This window comes from Alteromonas sp. McT4-15, assembly GCF_020515205.1.
Classification (GTDB): domain Bacteria; phylum Pseudomonadota; class Gammaproteobacteria; order Enterobacterales; family Alteromonadaceae; genus Alteromonas.
Genome location: NZ_JAJALG010000053.1, coordinates 1 through 16,214, shown reverse-complemented (window position 1 = coordinate 16,214; position 16,214 = coordinate 1). Strand labels below are relative to the sequence as shown.

Below are 16,214 nucleotides of genomic sequence, written 5' to 3'. Positions count from 1 at the left end.
TTTTGACTACACTGCACAATGCTTCTTGAAGAGAAAGTTGTCGTAGCATAACCATAAGGCTCTCAAACGGCGTCCTGCCGTTTGAAGGTCATCGTGCCCGAGCTCGACCACACCTCAGTCGACACTAGTCTTAATGATTATGCCAAAACATGCTTTTTGAAGTGAGATATTATGCAAATACATAAGTGTCGTTTGAAGGTTGCAAAGTGACTCACGCCTCTCTTTCAAAACAACAAGCCTCAGTTTTGTATAACGACTTGTCAAAATGCATGCTCTTATGAAAGGGAGCGAGTATTGGTATAGGACTAGAGCGCTTGCGGGGCTTGCATTGTCGCAGTGTTAACGTAAAACTGTCGTATCACTGTCGAGATAAATTTCCTAACGTTAGATGGCGCGATTAACGGAAGGAGACGCGAGATGGATATGAAAATAGACACCCAAAAACTCATTGAACTTCGCAATGCTAAAGCGTGGAGCCAACAGCACTTAGCAGATGTATCTGGCTTGAGCTTGCGAACCATTCAACGCATTGAGAAAAATCAGTCAGCTTCTCAAGAGTCGGTCAAAGCCATTGCGGCGGCATTTGATGGCACCCCGGATATGTTGCTTGTAACACCCTATAAATACGAGCAACAAAATGTTACCTCACCGGCCAATTCGTCAACGTTAAACCAGGTGAGTTTTTCATTATCACGCCAACATTTAATGTGGCTTCTCGGCGCTCTGATTATCTCATTAGTTGTGATGATGTATTGGTCGCAGGCGGTTAACGCCACTGACAGCAAAGGTAAAGTGGTGGAAGCAGGAGCACTTGTACAAATTGATGATGCGACACTGCAAGATGGCATGGATTGGTTGCTGCTAGTTGATAGCCAGCGTTACGCGCAAAGCTGGGATGAAAGTGGCCCTATTTTTAAAACCAGTGTGACACAAGCAAAATGGGTTGAGGCCATGCAACTGGTGCGCAAGCCTTTGGGTGAGGCAACCTCAAGAGAGCTTGCCACAGCGCAGGCACCCACAACGTTACCCGGTTTACCCGATGGCGAATATCTCATATTAACGTTTTCTACCCAATTTGACGCCAGTTCCTCGCTGGCTACAGAAACGTTATCAATGGTGAATATTGACGGACAATACAGAACTATTGGGTACTTTATTCGTTAAAAATGGAAGGCATCGAATGCGGTAAGTACTATTTTCTTCACAGAAAAATAAAAGTAGAAAAACAGTGCTAAATTTGAATTTCTGCATTATGGTGGAATAAGAAAGAGTTCGAAAAATACAACGAACTCATGAGGCAGATTGTGTAGTACTGCTTCTCAGTCGACGCGAGTAGGGGAGGATGTCCTGTTTCGAGCGGCACCTTCTCAATAAGCGGAACTGTAGCTTGTTAGCCTAAGTCATAGTGACTTAAGCCATTGGGCTAATCTGGCTTTATTTACCGGAGTGAAGGATGCCAAGAAAAAATTCTACCGATACCAAAATTTACGTCCTCGATACCAATATTCTGCTTCACGAACCTCACGCCTTTCTCTCATTTAAAGAACACGACGTCGTTATTCCAATGACAGTGTTAGAAGAACTCGATTACATCAAGGACAGCAAAAAAGACGTCGCTCGCGATGCGCGTGTTTCTATTCGCGCAATGGAGGATTTACTACACGATGCAACCCCTGAGGATATGCTCGCTGGCGTATCAATGGAAGGGCTAGGCGCAGGGCAAACAGCACCGACAGGCAGTTTGTCTATATTTGCAGACCTTAATATGGTGGAAGCGCAACAAGTTTTCACCAGTAATGAAAACGACAACCGAATTATCAATGTGGCTTTACACTTGCAAAAGACCTTTGCGCCACAAAAGGTCGTGCTGGTGACCAAAGACCTAAATATGCGCCTTAAGGCAAAGGGAGCCGGGCTTGCACATGTTGAGGATTATCGCACCGATCAGCTCATCACTGATATCAAATACCTCTCTCGAGGCTTTCACACCTTTGAAGGTAACTTTTGGGATAATGTAAAAAGTGTAGATAGCCGACAGGAAGGCCGTGACACCATTCACACTGTACCCAAATCCATGCTTCCCGAAGCATACGTAAATGAGTTTTTACTGGATGAGTCACAACAGTTTGCTGGCCTTATTGAAGAGATTTCAAATGATACGCTTGAGGTACTCGACTTAGGCTACGAGCGCTTGATGAGTCGTCATGCATGGGGGATTACGCCTAAAAATATTGGGCAGGCGATGGCACTTCATGCCTTGCTCGACCCACACATTGATATGGTTATTTTAACCGGGCCGGCGGGGAGTGGTAAAACCTTGCTCGCGTTAGCTGCAGCGCTTGAAATGGTGGTAGAGCGCAATATGTACGATAAAATTATCGTAACGCGAAGTACACCAGAGATTGCTGAGTCCATCGGCTTTTTACCGGGCACTGAAGAAGAAAAAATGCTGCCTTGGCTTGCTGCCATTACCGATTCTTTAGAGGTGCTTCACAAGCACGATGAAAACACCAAAGGCTCAATGAATTACATCATGGAAAAAGCCAATATTCAGTACAAGTCAGTTAACTTCATGCGTGGGCGCAGTATCCAAAATGCCATCGTAATACTCGATGAGTCACAAAACTTAACGGCATCTCAGCTTAAAACCATTATTACGAGGTGCGGTGAAGGTACCAAATTGATTGTAGGCGGTAACCTTGCTCAGATTGATAGCAACTATCTATCGGCAGTGACATCGGGCCTGACCTACCTTGTAGAGAAATTTAAAGATTTCTCTGGCAGTGCCACGATTAACCTTGATGGCGTGGTGAGAAGCCGTCTAGCGAGCTTTGCTGAAGAAAATCTGTAACGCTACCTCGTCTAACGACAGCCTTCATTTTTGAAGGCTGTTCGCGTGTTCTCCTGTTATTTTCTAATAACAGAACAACATTTCAACTGTTATACTTCTGTGTACTTGTTACCCGTAGCATAGCAACAACATTGCGCTACTAACCGGACGTTTAACACAGAGGAGCCAGCTAGTGGCTAAGTATGACGAACTCGCTCGTCAAATTAACGCTCAAATCGAACGCGGTGTTTGGGTAAAAGGTGAGAAACTACCGTCGCTCAGAAAGCAAGCCGAGCAAACCGGCTTTAGTCTCATGACGGTGCTTCACGCATATCAATTGCTTGAAAGTCAGGGCGTCATTAGCTCAAAGGCACGCTCGGGGTTTGTGGTAGCGGCGTCTACCGATCCTAAGCAATCTGGCAGAGTACATAGCAGAGTCGAGGTTTCAGATGCGGTTAGCGTGAATGATTTTGTGTATGAGGTACTTCAGGCATCTCGCGACCCGCATATGTTTAGTCTTGGTTTTGCCTATCCAGACCCTTCTTTATATCCGCGCCAGCACCTCAACAAGTCGATTTCTTGTGCCGCTCAACAGATCTCATTAACAAGCGCTATGGACAATTTACCCCCGGGTAATCTTGAGCTTCGCAAAATAATCGCTAAGCGTTATGCCGCGCGTGGGGTCAGTATTTCACCCGATGACATTATCATTACGGCAGGCGCACTAGAGGCGCTAAATTTAAGTTTGCAGGCCTGTACGCAACCTGGAGATTGGGTTGTTATTGAATCGCCTGTTTTTTATGGTGCCCTACAGGCATTACAACGTTTAGGGCTTAAAGCCATTACCGTAAAAGTTACGCCTGAAAATGGCCTAGATGTGGCAGCCCTTGAGCGTGCGTTGCAAAATCATCTGGTTAAAGCCTGTTGGTTAATGAGTAGCTATCAAAACCCGCTGGGTTATTCACTATCAGATGATACTAAGCAACGAATTGCTGGCCTGCTAGATGCTTATAATGTCAGTTTAATCGAAGATGATGTCTACGCTGAGTTATACGCACAAGGTAAAGCGCCCTTGCCAATAAAACACTTTATTAAAAATACCAACAGTATGTTGTGTTCGTCATTTTCAAAATCGCTAGTGGCAGGATACCGGATAGGTTGGGTGGCTGCGGGCAAAAACGCACTTAGTATTCAAAAGCAGCAATTAATGAGTACGCTTGCCACTAGCGCGCCAATACAATTGGCATTAGTTGATTATCTGACGAAGAAAAACTACGAATTGCATTTGAAGCAGCTGCGCAAAAAACTCATCGTCCGAAAAAAAGACATGGTTGATTTTCTCTGCGACCTTCTCAAAGACGTTGCCACCGTGTACTCACACAGCGGTGGTTATTTCGTATGGATTGAGTGCCAACCTCACATAGACGCCATGCAAGTTTACCAAGAGGCGCTGCGCCTTAATATCACTATTGCGCCGGGTAAGCTATTTAGTGTAACTGAGCAATATGATCACTGCTTTCGCCTTAATGCCTCATTCGAACTTAATGAAGCAAGACGCAATCAACTTCGCAAGTTAACCCATTTCATAAAAGCACTGTCAAAAGAAGAACAATATAGTACAGATTTAAATAGCATCTGATCTATAAAGAAAGCACCAAACTGTAGCTATGTAAAACCTGTTGAACCTTTACCATTGGCGCAAAATTCTCTAGGAGAAAGCCAATGTCAGCGGTGAAAATTAGACAGGAAGACATTATTGTTTGTGAACCTGTCGGCGACAACAAAATTTATATTCGTGAAGAGACAGGACGCTATCAAAAAATAAGGCGTTACCTTAATGTCCTGCTGGTGGCACTGTTTATTGCACTTCCTTTTCTGCAATACCAAGGTCAGCAAGCCATTTTGTTTGATGTAGGCCAACAAACACTGACACTCTTTAAGTGGGTTTTGTATCCACAAGATCTTATGATTTTTGCGCTGCTATTTATACTTGCAGCGTTTACCTTATTTTTAGTCACTCGTCATTACGGTAGAGTGTGGTGTGGCTTTACCTGTCCGCAAACCGTTTGGACTCTCGGGTTCAACTGGATAGAGCGGCGAATTGAAGGTACACATAATCACAGTAAAGCATTAGACAAACAAACGCTCTCACCACGCAAATTCGCAGTAAAAAGTGCAAAGCACACTGCATGGCTCGCCACAAGTCTACTTACCGCGTTAGTTTTTATGTCGTATTTTTATCCGGCAACACAGCTATATCGCGAGTTTTTGACATTCTCTGCACCTGCGCTTATTTCAGGGTGGACGCTATTTTTTGCCGTATGTACTTATATAAATGCGGGGTGGATAAGAGAAAAAATGTGCACGCACATGTGTCCGTATTCTCGTTTTCAAGCCGCCATGTTTGACAATAGTACTTCGCTAGTAACCTATGATAATGCACGAGGCGAGAACCGAGGCCCTAGAAAGCGCAACTCAACTACCCACAACTTGGGTGACTGCGTTGACTGTACCTTGTGTGTTCAAGTGTGCCCGGCAGGCATTGATATTCGCAATGGCATTCAATACGAATGCATTAACTGTGGCTTGTGTATCGACGCGTGTGACAAGGTGATGGCGAAGTTTGGGTATGCGAGTAAGCTTATTAGGTTTGCTCGTGCTGGTAGATCAACTGGGCGTAGGTTCACCAACTATTTGTACGGCATGGCGATTATTGCAATTATTCTTGCAATGGCTGGGTGGACATTCGACAGACAAGATTTTGAAGGGGCTATCAGTCGCGATCGCAATACGCTGTATCGCGAGAACAATGCTGGACGAATAGAGAATACGTACACCCTTACATTGCTCAATAAATCACGTATCAGTAAACAGTTTGCTGTTGCTATCACCGCGCCCATAGATATGAGAATTACGCAAATAAATGACATTATTGTTGCGCCAGGAGAAAAACGCATCATACCTTTTTCTGTAGAAGCCATGCGTTTTCCTAATAAGGAAATGACTCACGTAAGCTTTGATGTTATCGATAAGCACACGGGGAGCATCGAGCAGCACACCGTGATGTTCTACGCTCGCTAATCGACCACCTCTATCTGAAAACGGCCTGTTTGAATATAACGTTGTGTATCTTCAGAAACCTGCCCAAAGGGAATTTGGGCAGGGCCTGTCGGGTCATATAGCACGTAAGTTTGACCGTCGTGTTCTATCTTCTCATCACCTTCTAGGGGCGTAAGTGCAATGCCAAGCAACGCGTGGTTAGGTAAAAATACCATTATCATTTTTGTTGATGGTAAAAACGCTCTTACCATCGACGATGCAAGGACTGCCTTACTGTCACAGTCGCCGAGGTTTTGCATCAAAAGCCCTAAAGGAGGCGCAAAACCTGAGCCATTACTTGCGACTCTATCTTCAAGGGTATCGTAAGGGATACTTTGTAACCAACTCAGCAGCAGGGAAAAATAAGCGCGAGAATCTGAGTGGGTTTTTATCTTTTCATAAAACGCTTGTGAAGCGGGGACCATTGGCTTGACCGACTCAGCGATATACCTGAGGTGGTCAGGCTTAATGGCTTGCTGGTTAAACAGCGTGGTAAATCGCGTAAAGTAGTGTTGGTAAAGGTATTCGTCGTAAGCGTTTTGTTGAATCTGTTGTAGGTGTGTTAATACGTTTTCTACTTTTTCGTCATCGAACCCTTTTACTCTAATGTCTATGGCCTCGCGCTTTGGTTTTATCTCTACTTTTGCATCTCTCGGGTTAATAGACTTTGCTTCTTTTAATAAGGCAACGGTGACATAACGCTGTGCAATTTTAGGTCTGTAGTTGGTTTGTCCAAGTGGGGCATCTTCAAGTGTTTCACTGGGGATCTCAAAAGAGAGGTCGTGACGAGTCTTTTCGGCGTCTAACCACACATAGTTAAACTGAATGCCATTATCTGTTTTAATTTTTTCAAACAGTAACTGCTCCGCACACGACATGCGCGGAGCTGCAAAAAGTAATAATGCTAATGCGAGCGTTGTGTACCTAAGCATTTAGACGCTGTAAAACTCTTCCATTAGTTGAGTATGCGCGTCTATGTAAAAAAAACAAGGTTCAGCGATTAAGCGCGAACTATACTAGCCGTTAAACCAATCTAGTTCGGCATGCAGGCTAACTACTGAGCCAACAATAATGAGTGTCGGCGGCTGTAGCTGTGCTGCTTCTTGTTTTTCAACAATATTGTCTAGCGTGCCGGTAAGCACTGCTTGTTTTTCGGTAGTGGCAGACTGCACTAGCGCGATTGGCGTCGAGGGTGCAAGTCCATGTGCAATCAGCTGCTGGCAGATAATAGGCAGGCCAGTTAAGCCCATGTAAAACACCGCGGTTTGGTTTTTTTGCGCAAGGGCTGGCCAGTTGAGATCGATTGTACCGTTTTTTAAATGTCCCGTTGCAAATACCACTGATTGTGCGTGATCCCTATGTGTTAGCGGAATACCCGCGTAGCTAGATGCGCCGCTAGCAGCTGTGATACCAGGCACCACTTGAAAGTCGATACCGTGTTGGATGAGGGTCTGAATTTCTTCTCCCCCGCGACCGAAAATAAAAGGGTCTCCACCTTTTAAACGCACCACGCGATTCCCTTTCTTAGCTTCATCAACCATTAACTGGTTAATGTCATCTTGAGGGAGCGTGTGATTGCTTTTCGCCTTGCCCACGTAAATCTTCTCAGCATCTCGACGCACAAGCTCAAGAATTTGAGGCGATACTAAGCGGTCGTATACCACCACATCTGCTTTTTGCATTAAGCGTAGGGCTCGAAACGTGAGTAAGTCTGGATCGCCAGGACCTGCGCCAACCAAATAGACCTGACCTTCCACTTTTTTGTCTTCTGCAGCCGCTTGCAGCGCAAGCTCAAAGGCTTCATCGGCTTTTTTGTCTTGGCCTTTTTCCACCATTTCAGCAATATCACCATCGAGTACGTCTTCCCAAAAGTATCGACGAGCAGTAACGCCGTTAAGCGTCTGCTTTACTTTTTCACGAAATTTCTCTGAAAATGCGCCCAGTCGACTTAAATTAGCCGGCAGCACTGTTTCAAGTTTCTGACGCAAATAGCGTAACAACACAGGGGCCACGCCGCCACTGCTCATAGCAATGACAATCGGTGAGCGGTCAACAATTGATGGGGTAATGAACTGGCATAGCGGCGTATTGTCGACCACGTTTACGAGCACTTTATTAGCACGTGCCAGATCATGAATATGCTGGTTCACATCGCCTTTATCCGTGGCGATAAAAACCATGTCTTTATGGGTAAGGTCGCTATTTTCAAACTCACGTTCAATAAGCGTTACTTTCTCGTTTTGCGCAAGCTGTTTTACTGTATCGCAAACCCAAGGCGCAACCACGGTAATGGTTGCAGGCGTTTTCATGATAAGTTCTAGCTTACGTGCGGCAACTTCACCTGCCCCAACAATTAAGACATTGAGTTGTCTAGCATCGAGAAATAACGGAAAGTAATCCATAAAGGTTTTCTTGGCTTCAAATAAAAAAAAAAGAACTGGCACTATTTTGCGCCAATTCTTTTTAATTAGAAAACAACGAAAACAGCCTTTATATTTCTATTAGTTATATAAAGGCTGAGTATATTGCTATTTAGTTCTTACGCTTACGGTTTTCACGATCGCCGCGATTGCCACGGTCTTCGCGATTTCCGCGATTGCCACGGTCTTCACGGTTTCCACGAGGCGCTCTGTCACCGCGGTTACCGCGATCGCCACGACCTTTTGCTGGTGGCGTATCTGACCACTCGCGAATGTTCAAACGCTGACCGGCAACACGAGTACCTTGCAGCGTGTCGCGCGTTTCTTTTGGCATGCCATCAGGTAAGTCAACTGTACTAAAGTTGTCATAAATCTCGATTGCACCGATGTGCTTCGAATTTATGTTTGCCTCGTTTGCAATAGCGCCAACGATGTTACCTGGTTTCGCACCGTGCACATGACCCACTTCAATTCTAAAGCGCTGCATGCCTTCTTCTGGCTTGCGGTTTCCGCGAGGTGTTTTTGGCTTTCTCTCACGGCCGTCGCGACTGTTTCTATCACGGCTGTCACGCGGTGGCTTGCTGTGAAGGTCAGGACGGTCAGACTCTTTAAGAATAAGCGGCTCATCGCCTTGTGCAATCTTAAGCAGTGCTGCCATTAACACTTCAGGCGATGCTTCGTTTTCTTCTTTTATCATTTCAACGATTGGCATCAAGCTTTCGATGCTATCGTCCTGGGCTGCTTCAGCAACCGACTGCTTAAAGCGGCTTAGGCGCGTCTCGTTAATTTCGCTAATTGAAGGAATTGGCATCGCTTCAATAGGCTGCTTAGTGGTTTTCTCAATTGAGAATAACAGGCGCTTTTCACGGTGAGAGATAAATAGGATCGCATCACCTTGACGACCCGCGCGACCTGTACGGCCAATACGGTGAACATAAGATTCACTGTCGTATGGAATATCGAAGTTGATAACGTGGCTTACACGCTCAACGTCAAGTCCACGAGCCACAACGTCGGTAGCAACAAGAATATCAATTTGACCTTGTTTAAGCTTTTCTACCGTACGTTCACGGGCTGCCTGAGGAATATCGCCGTTTAGCGGCTCTACATCGTAACCTCGGGCAGATAGCTTGTCAGCGAGTTCAACGGTTGCCGTTTTGGTACGCACGAAAATAATCATGCCGTCGAACGCTTCCACTTCCATAATACGGGTTAGCGCTTCAAGCTTGTGGTGCGGTGCTATCTGGCAATAACGCTGGCGAATCGTACTTGCGGTACTTACCTTCGACGCAATTTTGACGTGCTTAGGGTCTTTTAAGTAACGCTGAGTAATTTTCTTAATTGGACCAGGCATGGTTGCCGAGAAAAGCGCAGTCTGACGCTCTTCTGGTGCGTGGCTAAGAATAAGTTCAACGTCATCAATAAAGCCCATGCGAAGCATTTCGTCAGCTTCGTCAAGTACTAGGAATTTAAGTTCGCTTAAGTCTAGTGTTTTGCGCTTAATGTGGTCGATGATACGGCCTGGCGTTCCTACAACAACCTGTACGCCGCGCTTAAGTTGGCGAATTTGGTTGTCGTACGACTGACCGCCATATACTGGAAGTACTTTAATTTTTTGACTAAAGCTCGCATAAACCTGAAACGCCTCTGCAACCTGAATAGCTAATTCACGGGTTGGGGCCAATACCAGTAATTGCGGCTTACGTTGCTCAGGATCGATATTTGCCAACATGGGCAGGGCAAACGCAGCGGTTTTTCCTGTCCCTGTCTGTGCCTGACCGAGCAAGTCGTGCCCTTCAAGCAAAAGCGGAATACTTTCAGCTTGAATTGGAGACGGCTTCTCGTAGCCAACTTTTTCAAGGGCTTGTAAGATAGGTTCTGGTAATTTGAGGTCTTTAAATGTCATGTCGACAGTTGTGGTCATTAAGGATCCTGGTGCATTAAGTAAGGAGGGTGCGGCATACGACTAAACCGTACTTTTACGGCTTATTATCGCAAGACGCTATACAGCGATGAACTGGCCTGTCAGGCGAGTTTATGGAGCGTATTTTCAGCGTATTTCGCGATATGCTTGCCAGCAGTGTTGCAAAAACCCGTATTATATTCGAATAATGGCAAGGTTGCCACGAAATTGAACAATAATGATGAAAAAATAGGCAGGATTTATGTCTATAATACGACGACTACAAAAATAATTAGCTAGGGCAAGGAATTAGAATGAAAAAGCACACGCCTATTAAAACAGTGACTCGAATGTCAGTGGCCGCGTTACTACTAAGCTCACTCATTACTGGGTGTAGTGAGAAATCCATGGAGAGCCATTTAGAAGAGGCTCGCGGTTATGTCGCTGCCCAGCAGCTTGATGCGGCTATTGTTGAATATAAAAATGCCATTCAAAAGTCGCCAGATTCACCTCAACCTCGATTCGAGCTGGGAAAACTCTATCTTCAAAAACAAAATTTCGCGGCAGCTGAAAAAGAATTGAATAAAGCGATGGAGTTAGGGCAGTCAGCTGGCGAGGTTATACCTATGCTGTCGTTGGCCTATCAACAGTCAGGGGCTGAAAATGCCTTGGCTGATGTAGATTATCGTGCTAAGGGTATGACAGCAGTTGAATCGGCAGAAGTAGGCTTTTACAAGCTTCAAGCTCTCATGCAGCTTGGTAAGCAAGATGAAGCGGCAGCATTAATCGAAGATCTTTCTACACTCGACACATCGTCTGTTTATAAAGGGCTTATCGATAGCTACGTTTATATCATAGACAATGATTTAGAAGGTGCGCTGAGCGCAACTCAGGCATTGCGTGAGCAAGCGCCAAATAACAAAGATGTGTTACAACAGCTCGCGAAACTTTATCTACAAGGGGGAGAATCGCAAAAGGCAGCGGAAGTCTACGGCGATTATGTGTCAGCATACCCCAATGACATTACCAGTAAGTTTGCTTATGCCGCACTACTTGTCGAAGAACGAGACCTTGATAAGGCAGAGCCTATCGTTGATGAACTGTTGAAGTTAAATGACGCTCATCCACTACTTAACACCTTTAAAGGCATTATTGAGTCAGCCAAGGGTAACTATGCTGATGCACTATCTTATCTTGAAATAGCTGTACAAAACGGGCGTAGCGATCAGGTCGTCAGGTTAGTGGCAGGTTTTAGCGCTTATCAAATTCAAGATTTTGAGTCGGCACAGCGCCACCTCACCATGATTGCATCTGGACTACCTGATAACCATCCAGGATTGCGCATGCTTGCCGACAGCATGCTTCAACTTGGCGAAAATGATGAAGCCCTTGCAGTGCTGAACCGCGTAGAAGGCGCACAAAGCGCAGATGCTGCGCTTTTCTCAAAGGCGAGCTATCAGTTGCTAAGAGACGGCAACGTTCAGGGCGCGAAACAGATGGTGGAACGCTCCGAGGCGGTCAGTACCAATGCTGAAGACTTATCGCGATTAGGTATTCTTCAACTGTCGCTCAACGACATAGAAGGGATAGTGAATCTCGAGCAAGCCGTTGACAAAGCGCCCCAGTCAGCCACAACACAAGGCACCTTAATTCGCGCTTACATTGCCACTAATCAGCTTGAAAAGGCAAAGCAGTCAGCACTGGCATGGCATGAAGCCACGCCGGATGCATCAACCCCATTGGTTTATTTAGCAAGCATTGCGATTGCCCAAACGGACTATGAAGCGGCGAGCAATTACCTTGATAAAGCGACACAATTAACCAAAGACGACGTTGAAGTGACTTATGCAAGAGCAAAACTGCTAATTGCACAAGGTAAAAAAGATGACGCCATTGCACTGATAAAGTCGATACTTAAAACGTCTCCAACAGACGCGCAAGCCATATCGATGTGGTATGCCTTGGCTGTGGAGCAAGACAATGTAAAAGAGGTGATTGATTACGCACAGCAGCAGCTGGCTTCTCAACCAAATGAGACAGCGCTTCGCTTACTCGTTGCTCGCATGTATTCGTTAGAAGGTGATCTGGATAAAACATTATCGCTGCTAAACCATATTCAAGCTGATGATACTACGCCGATTGCTTATTGGAATCTAAAAGGGCAAGCACTTGTTGCCACCAACAACGTGGCCGATGCTACCGCGTTTTTTGACCGCTGGTTGTCATTTTACCCGCAAGATAAAAATGCAGTATTGGGTAAGCTCTTAATCCTCGACTCACAAAAACAATTCGCGAGCGGCTTAACGCTCGTAGACAAAACCCTTGAAAAGCGAAGTGATGCACAGCTTACTTTGCTGAAAGCCTATTTTCATAGTCGTTTAGGCCAAGCAAAACCAGCGTGGACTATTATCAATGCGACGAATGATGAGGTGCGGGCATTACCTTTTGTAAGAGGTGTTATTGCAAGGTTGCACCTAGTAGAACGCAAACCACAAGAGGCTGTACCACACGCTGAAGCTGCATATGACGCCACGCAAAATGCTGATAATGCATTATTGCTAACGGCTGCCTACGAAATGTCGGGTGAGGCAGACAAAGCGTTTGCGTTCTTGGAAAAGCACGTGAAGTCCCATCAAAATGATATACAAAGCAGTATGTTGTTAGCAGAGCGACAATTGCCCAAAGACAGAAAGGCGGCAATGACGACGTATGAAGACATTCTGAAGATTAACCCCCAAAATTTTGTTGTACTTAATAATTTGGCGTATTTAAATTTAGAAGATAATAAGTTGAAGCGTGCCGAAGAGTTGGCAGAACGTGCTGTTGCTATTCAGCCTGAGAACGCTGAAACGAAAGATACGTTGGCACAAATCTATATCGCAAAGGGCAACAAAGAAGATGCACTTAAGCTGTACGATGAAATGCTGGTAAAACCTATTGCCAGTGATGAAGTGTATCTCAATTACGTAGAACTACTGTTGCAACTGGATAAGAAGCAATTAGCGCAACGTCGTCTTGCCAGCAGAGAGTTCACCTCATCAGTGTCAAAAGACAGAGTAGACAGCTTAAAAACCACATATGGTATCTAATGGGGAAAACCTACAACATAAAAGCCGCTCTGTTTCGATGACCGCTTTACAAGCGGCAACGCTATTTAGGACGGGTCAGGGGTAATAAAAAAGGCCACTTCATTTATTATTGTGAAGTGGCCTTTTTTGACTGAAGTTGACAAGCTTACTTTGGCGTTATATCAGCCTGTTTTAGCTGCGCTTTTAAGGCTTTGAGTTCATCCATTACGTCTTTGAGCGTTGGCTCCACGTTGCCTTGCGCTACTTGCTCAGCGAGAAGCTCCGCTTGCTTTTCAGCGCGCGCCTTTTCGTTTTCGCGCTCCATCACGTTCACCACGATACCGATAACCATGTTTAAAAAAGCAAATGCGGTAAAGAAGATAAACGTAAGATAAAAAATCCAACTTAGTGAATAGACCTCTTGTGTTTCATACATCACGTCAGTCCAATCTTCAAACGTCATTATTCTAAATAACGTCAACATGGATATCGTGATATCGCCCCACAATACTGGGTTAATATTTTCAAATAACGTGCTGCCAATAGCGGCGTAAATATAGAAAATAATAAACATCAACAGCATTACGTAGCCGAGTTGAGGCAGCGCTTTCACCAGTGATACCAGCAAAATGCGAAGCTCAGGAATGATTGATATCATCCTAAGTACTCTAAATACCCTGACTAGCCGTGCAATAAGAGCTAATTCGGTGTCGTCGGCTGGAATCAAGCTAATAATCACAATTAAGGTATCAAACCAGTTCCAGAAGCTTCTAAAAAAGTAGCGTTTGCGTTTTTCAGCCAGAAAGCGAATGGTGATCTCGGTTAGGAAAAACGCACTGATAAACCAATCTAAGAACAGGGTTATTGAAGAAAACCCTGCGGGAAGTTCGTAGGTTTTTGCGCCAACTAACAGCGCTGAAATCACGATAACGCTGATAACGAAGGCTTCAAACCATTTGTTAGCACGAATTCGTTCAAATTTATTTTGAAGTTCAGAGGCTTGCATTTTTGTAAATCACTCGAGAATCAATCTATCAACCAAAGGGCTTGAGGTAAGCCACAATGGCGCTATACTAGTTTGGTTGAATATCTGCATAGGCAGAAAATAAGGGGCCTAATCATGGACGATGAATTACGTTTGTTGCAAGAAAAATTACGTTCTGTTTCTGCGCGTCTCAGCAATTTTTCGCTTAACAAACAAAGTGCAGAAGCGCTTCGAGCAGAATATAAGCAGCTCTTACTGGCGTTGGAAAAATTCACACCTTCCCGTTAGGCATCACGCTAATTGTAAGTAATACGATTTCTCCTGTCTTTACACACAAAAAAGGGCAGCTTTCGCCACCCTTTATCGCGAGTCTCAATTGCCGACTAGTTTGATTTTGCCGCTATCAAACCGCGGTTTAATGTTTCAACACCTTCGCCAGTCAGTGTGCCTGCAGCTTGCTTAAGCGTTACAACCGATTGAATAAAATCATAACGAGCCCCAGCAAGGTTACGCTGCGCGTCAAACAAGTTACGAGTACTGTCTAATACATCAACAATAGTACGCGTACCTACATCAAAACCTGCCTCTGTCGCTTTAAGTGCACTGTTTGCCGAAACAACCGATTGCTCTAATGCGCGAATACGTGACACTGCAGCTCTTAAGTCGTTAAACGAACGGCGTACACTTTGCACCGTTTGGCGGTGTGCTTGCTCTAGTTGTTCGCTTGCCACTACATAGTTATGACGGGCTTGCGCAGTGCTCGCAACAACGCGGCCACCTTGATAAATAGGGATGCTAAGCTGTGCATTTAAGCGCAATGAATCTTGAGTAGGCAAGTTAGCTTCTGGTTGCGTACCGATAGTCTGGTCTACATCATCTTTGGTGTAACGCGCGGTAAATGACAACGTTGGGTAGTGTCCTGCGCGTGCTGCCGCAATATCATCTTCAGCAATATCTTTGCCTAGGCGCTGAACCATCAAAGACAAGTTACGTTCTTCTGCAATTTTTAGCCATTCTTCAACGGTTGACGGTTGTGGCAACGTTGCACTAAAACGCTCAGTGCTCAGTACGCTTAGGCCAGAGTGATACTTACCTGTAATAACGCGCAAATCTTCTAACGCAATTTCAACATCGTTTTCAGCTTGAATTTCACGGGCTACAGTGTTGTCAAAATTAGCTTGGGCTTCATGCACGTCAGTGATAGCGGTTAGGCCCACTTCAAAGCGTTGCTTGGTTTGTTCAAGCTGTCTTTCAATGGCACGTTTTTCCGCCTTAATGAATTCCAAGTTATCTTGTGCGCGAAGTACGGCCAAATAAGCTGTTACAGTACGGGTAATAAGATCTTGTACTTGAAGCGCATACTGAGAGTCACTTTGCTGAGCAACTTTTTCTGCGCGGCCCAAGTTAACCCAGTTAGTGTGATCATAAATTGAAAAGCTGGCTTCTACACCTTTTTGAAGTGTTTTTTGCTTAAAATCTAGGAGCGGAAATGTAAACCCGATAAGCTCGCCATTTTCATCAGTTTGCGGCACTGTGTTTGCGTTTGTGGCGTCAACGTCAGTGTATGAAATAAAGGCTGAAATTTGTGGTAAAAGATTAGCGCGGCTAATACTAATTCCTTCAAACGCAGCATCACGTTGCGCTTTCGCTTGGTTTACCACTGGGTCGTTTGCCAGTGCTTGTTGATAAACCTGCATAAGGTCATCGGCTAAAGCACTCGTGGTCATTGAGATCCCGACTACCAGCGACAGAAGTGTTCGTTTCATGCTTACGTCTTCCTGTTGTGTTCAAGTTGTGTCGCCTTTATTAATGTCATGGCGACTAATTAAAACCAAGTGTATGAAAATTCAATCACAAACCGAAAGTCCAAACTCGTAACAGTCTTCGTTTAACTGTAACAGAATATGTG

General features: G+C 45.0%; 11 protein-coding genes. 6 read left to right on the top strand and 5 right to left on the bottom strand.

Annotated features, from left to right (window positions below; all coding sequences use genetic code 11):
• Positions 1 to 417 precede the first annotated feature (417 nt).
• The 4 genes from LHL20_RS19855 to ccoG all read left to right on the top strand — a co-directional run bounded on the left by LHL20_RS19855 (position 418) and on the right by ccoG (position 5,911).
• Entirely contained in the window at positions 418 to 1,164 is a 747-nt protein-coding gene (locus tag LHL20_RS19855; RefSeq protein WP_226434532.1) for a DUF4019 domain-containing protein, read from the top strand.
• 289 nt (positions 1,165 to 1,453) lie between these two features.
• Positions 1,454 to 2,851 carry a PhoH family protein gene (locus LHL20_RS19850; RefSeq protein WP_226434531.1) on the top strand — a complete coding sequence of 466 codons (1,398 nt, stop codon included), beginning with the start codon at positions 1,454 to 1,456 and terminating at the stop codon, positions 2,849 to 2,851.
• A gap of 172 nt (positions 2,852 to 3,023) precedes the next feature.
• Complete coding sequence (locus LHL20_RS19845) at positions 3,024 to 4,469, top strand: aminotransferase-like domain-containing protein (RefSeq protein WP_226434530.1); 1,446 nt, start codon at positions 3,024 to 3,026, stop codon at positions 4,467 to 4,469.
• An 83-nt stretch (positions 4,470 to 4,552) separates the two neighbouring features.
• Positions 4,553 to 5,911 carry a cytochrome c oxidase accessory protein CcoG gene (gene ccoG, locus LHL20_RS19840; RefSeq protein ID WP_226434529.1) on the top strand — a complete coding sequence of 453 codons (1,359 nt, stop codon included), beginning with the start codon at positions 4,553 to 4,555 and terminating at the stop codon, positions 5,909 to 5,911.
• Here the strand turns inward: ccoG and LHL20_RS19835 are convergent.
• The 3 genes from LHL20_RS19835 to LHL20_RS19825 all read right to left on the bottom strand — a co-directional run bounded on the left by LHL20_RS19835 (position 5,908) and on the right by LHL20_RS19825 (position 10,273).
• Positions 5,908 to 6,861 carry a hypothetical protein gene (locus tag LHL20_RS19835; protein WP_226434528.1) on the bottom strand — a complete coding sequence of 318 codons (954 nt, stop codon included), beginning with the start codon at positions 6,859 to 6,861 and terminating at the stop codon, positions 5,908 to 5,910. The two genes, ccoG and LHL20_RS19835, sit on opposite strands and share 4 nt — an antisense overlap.
• 84 nt (positions 6,862 to 6,945) lie before the next feature.
• Positions 6,946 to 8,331, bottom strand: coding sequence for a siroheme synthase CysG (gene cysG / locus LHL20_RS19830; protein ID WP_159624134.1), 1,386 nt, complete (start codon positions 8,329 to 8,331; stop codon positions 6,946 to 6,948).
• A 130-nt stretch (positions 8,332 to 8,461) separates the two neighbouring features.
• Positions 8,462 to 10,273, bottom strand: a complete 1,812-nt coding sequence (locus LHL20_RS19825; RefSeq protein ID WP_226434527.1) for a DEAD/DEAH box helicase — start codon at positions 10,271 to 10,273, stop codon at positions 8,462 to 8,464.
• A gap of 293 nt (positions 10,274 to 10,566) precedes the next feature.
• On the opposite strand from LHL20_RS19825, the gene prsT reads away from it, so the two are divergent.
• Positions 10,567 to 13,341, top strand: a complete 2,775-nt coding sequence (prsT, locus tag LHL20_RS19820) for an XrtA/PEP-CTERM system TPR-repeat protein PrsT (protein WP_226434526.1) — start codon at positions 10,567 to 10,569, stop codon at positions 13,339 to 13,341.
• A gap of 145 nt (positions 13,342 to 13,486) precedes the next feature.
• On the opposite strand, the gene LHL20_RS19815 is transcribed toward prsT, so the two are convergent.
• Positions 13,487 to 14,326, bottom strand: coding sequence for an ion transporter (locus LHL20_RS19815; protein WP_226434525.1), 840 nt, complete (start codon positions 14,324 to 14,326; stop codon positions 13,487 to 13,489).
• Between the two features lie 114 nt (positions 14,327 to 14,440).
• On the opposite strand from LHL20_RS19815, the gene LHL20_RS19810 reads away from it, so the two are divergent.
• Positions 14,441 to 14,593 (top strand): hypothetical protein, encoded by a 153-nt coding sequence (locus LHL20_RS19810; protein ID WP_202263450.1) that lies wholly within the window; start codon positions 14,441 to 14,443, stop codon positions 14,591 to 14,593.
• Between the two features lie 95 nt (positions 14,594 to 14,688).
• Here the strand turns inward: LHL20_RS19810 and tolC are convergent, their stop codons facing one another.
• Positions 14,689 to 16,071 carry an outer membrane channel protein TolC gene (tolC, locus tag LHL20_RS19805; protein WP_226434524.1) on the bottom strand — a complete coding sequence of 461 codons (1,383 nt, stop codon included), beginning with the start codon at positions 16,069 to 16,071 and terminating at the stop codon, positions 14,689 to 14,691.
• Between the last annotated feature and the right edge of the window lie 143 nt (positions 16,072 to 16,214).

Coding starts and splice junctions, on each gene's coding strand:
- LHL20_RS19810 (WP_202263450.1), top strand. CDS start 14,441: ATGGACGATGAATTACGTTTGTTGCAAGAAAAATTACGTTCTGTTTCT.
- prsT (WP_226434526.1), top strand. CDS start 10,567: ATGAAAAAGCACACGCCTATTAAAACAGTGACTCGAATGTCAGTGGCC.
- tolC (WP_226434524.1), bottom strand. CDS start 16,071: ATGAAACGAACACTTCTGTCGCTGGTAGTCGGGATCTCAATGACCACG.
- LHL20_RS19835 (WP_226434528.1), bottom strand. CDS start 6,861: ATGCTTAGGTACACAACGCTCGCATTAGCATTATTACTTTTTGCAGCT.
- LHL20_RS19855 (WP_226434532.1), top strand. CDS start 418: ATGGATATGAAAATAGACACCCAAAAACTCATTGAACTTCGCAATGCT.
- LHL20_RS19815 (WP_226434525.1), bottom strand. CDS start 14,326: ATGCAAGCCTCTGAACTTCAAAATAAATTTGAACGAATTCGTGCTAAC.
- LHL20_RS19825 (WP_226434527.1), bottom strand. CDS start 10,273: ATGACCACAACTGTCGACATGACATTTAAAGACCTCAAATTACCAGAA.
- LHL20_RS19850 (WP_226434531.1), top strand. CDS start 1,454: ATGCCAAGAAAAAATTCTACCGATACCAAAATTTACGTCCTCGATACC.
- ccoG (WP_226434529.1), top strand. CDS start 4,553: ATGTCAGCGGTGAAAATTAGACAGGAAGACATTATTGTTTGTGAACCT.
- cysG (WP_159624134.1), bottom strand. CDS start 8,331: ATGGATTACTTTCCGTTATTTCTCGATGCTAGACAACTCAATGTCTTA.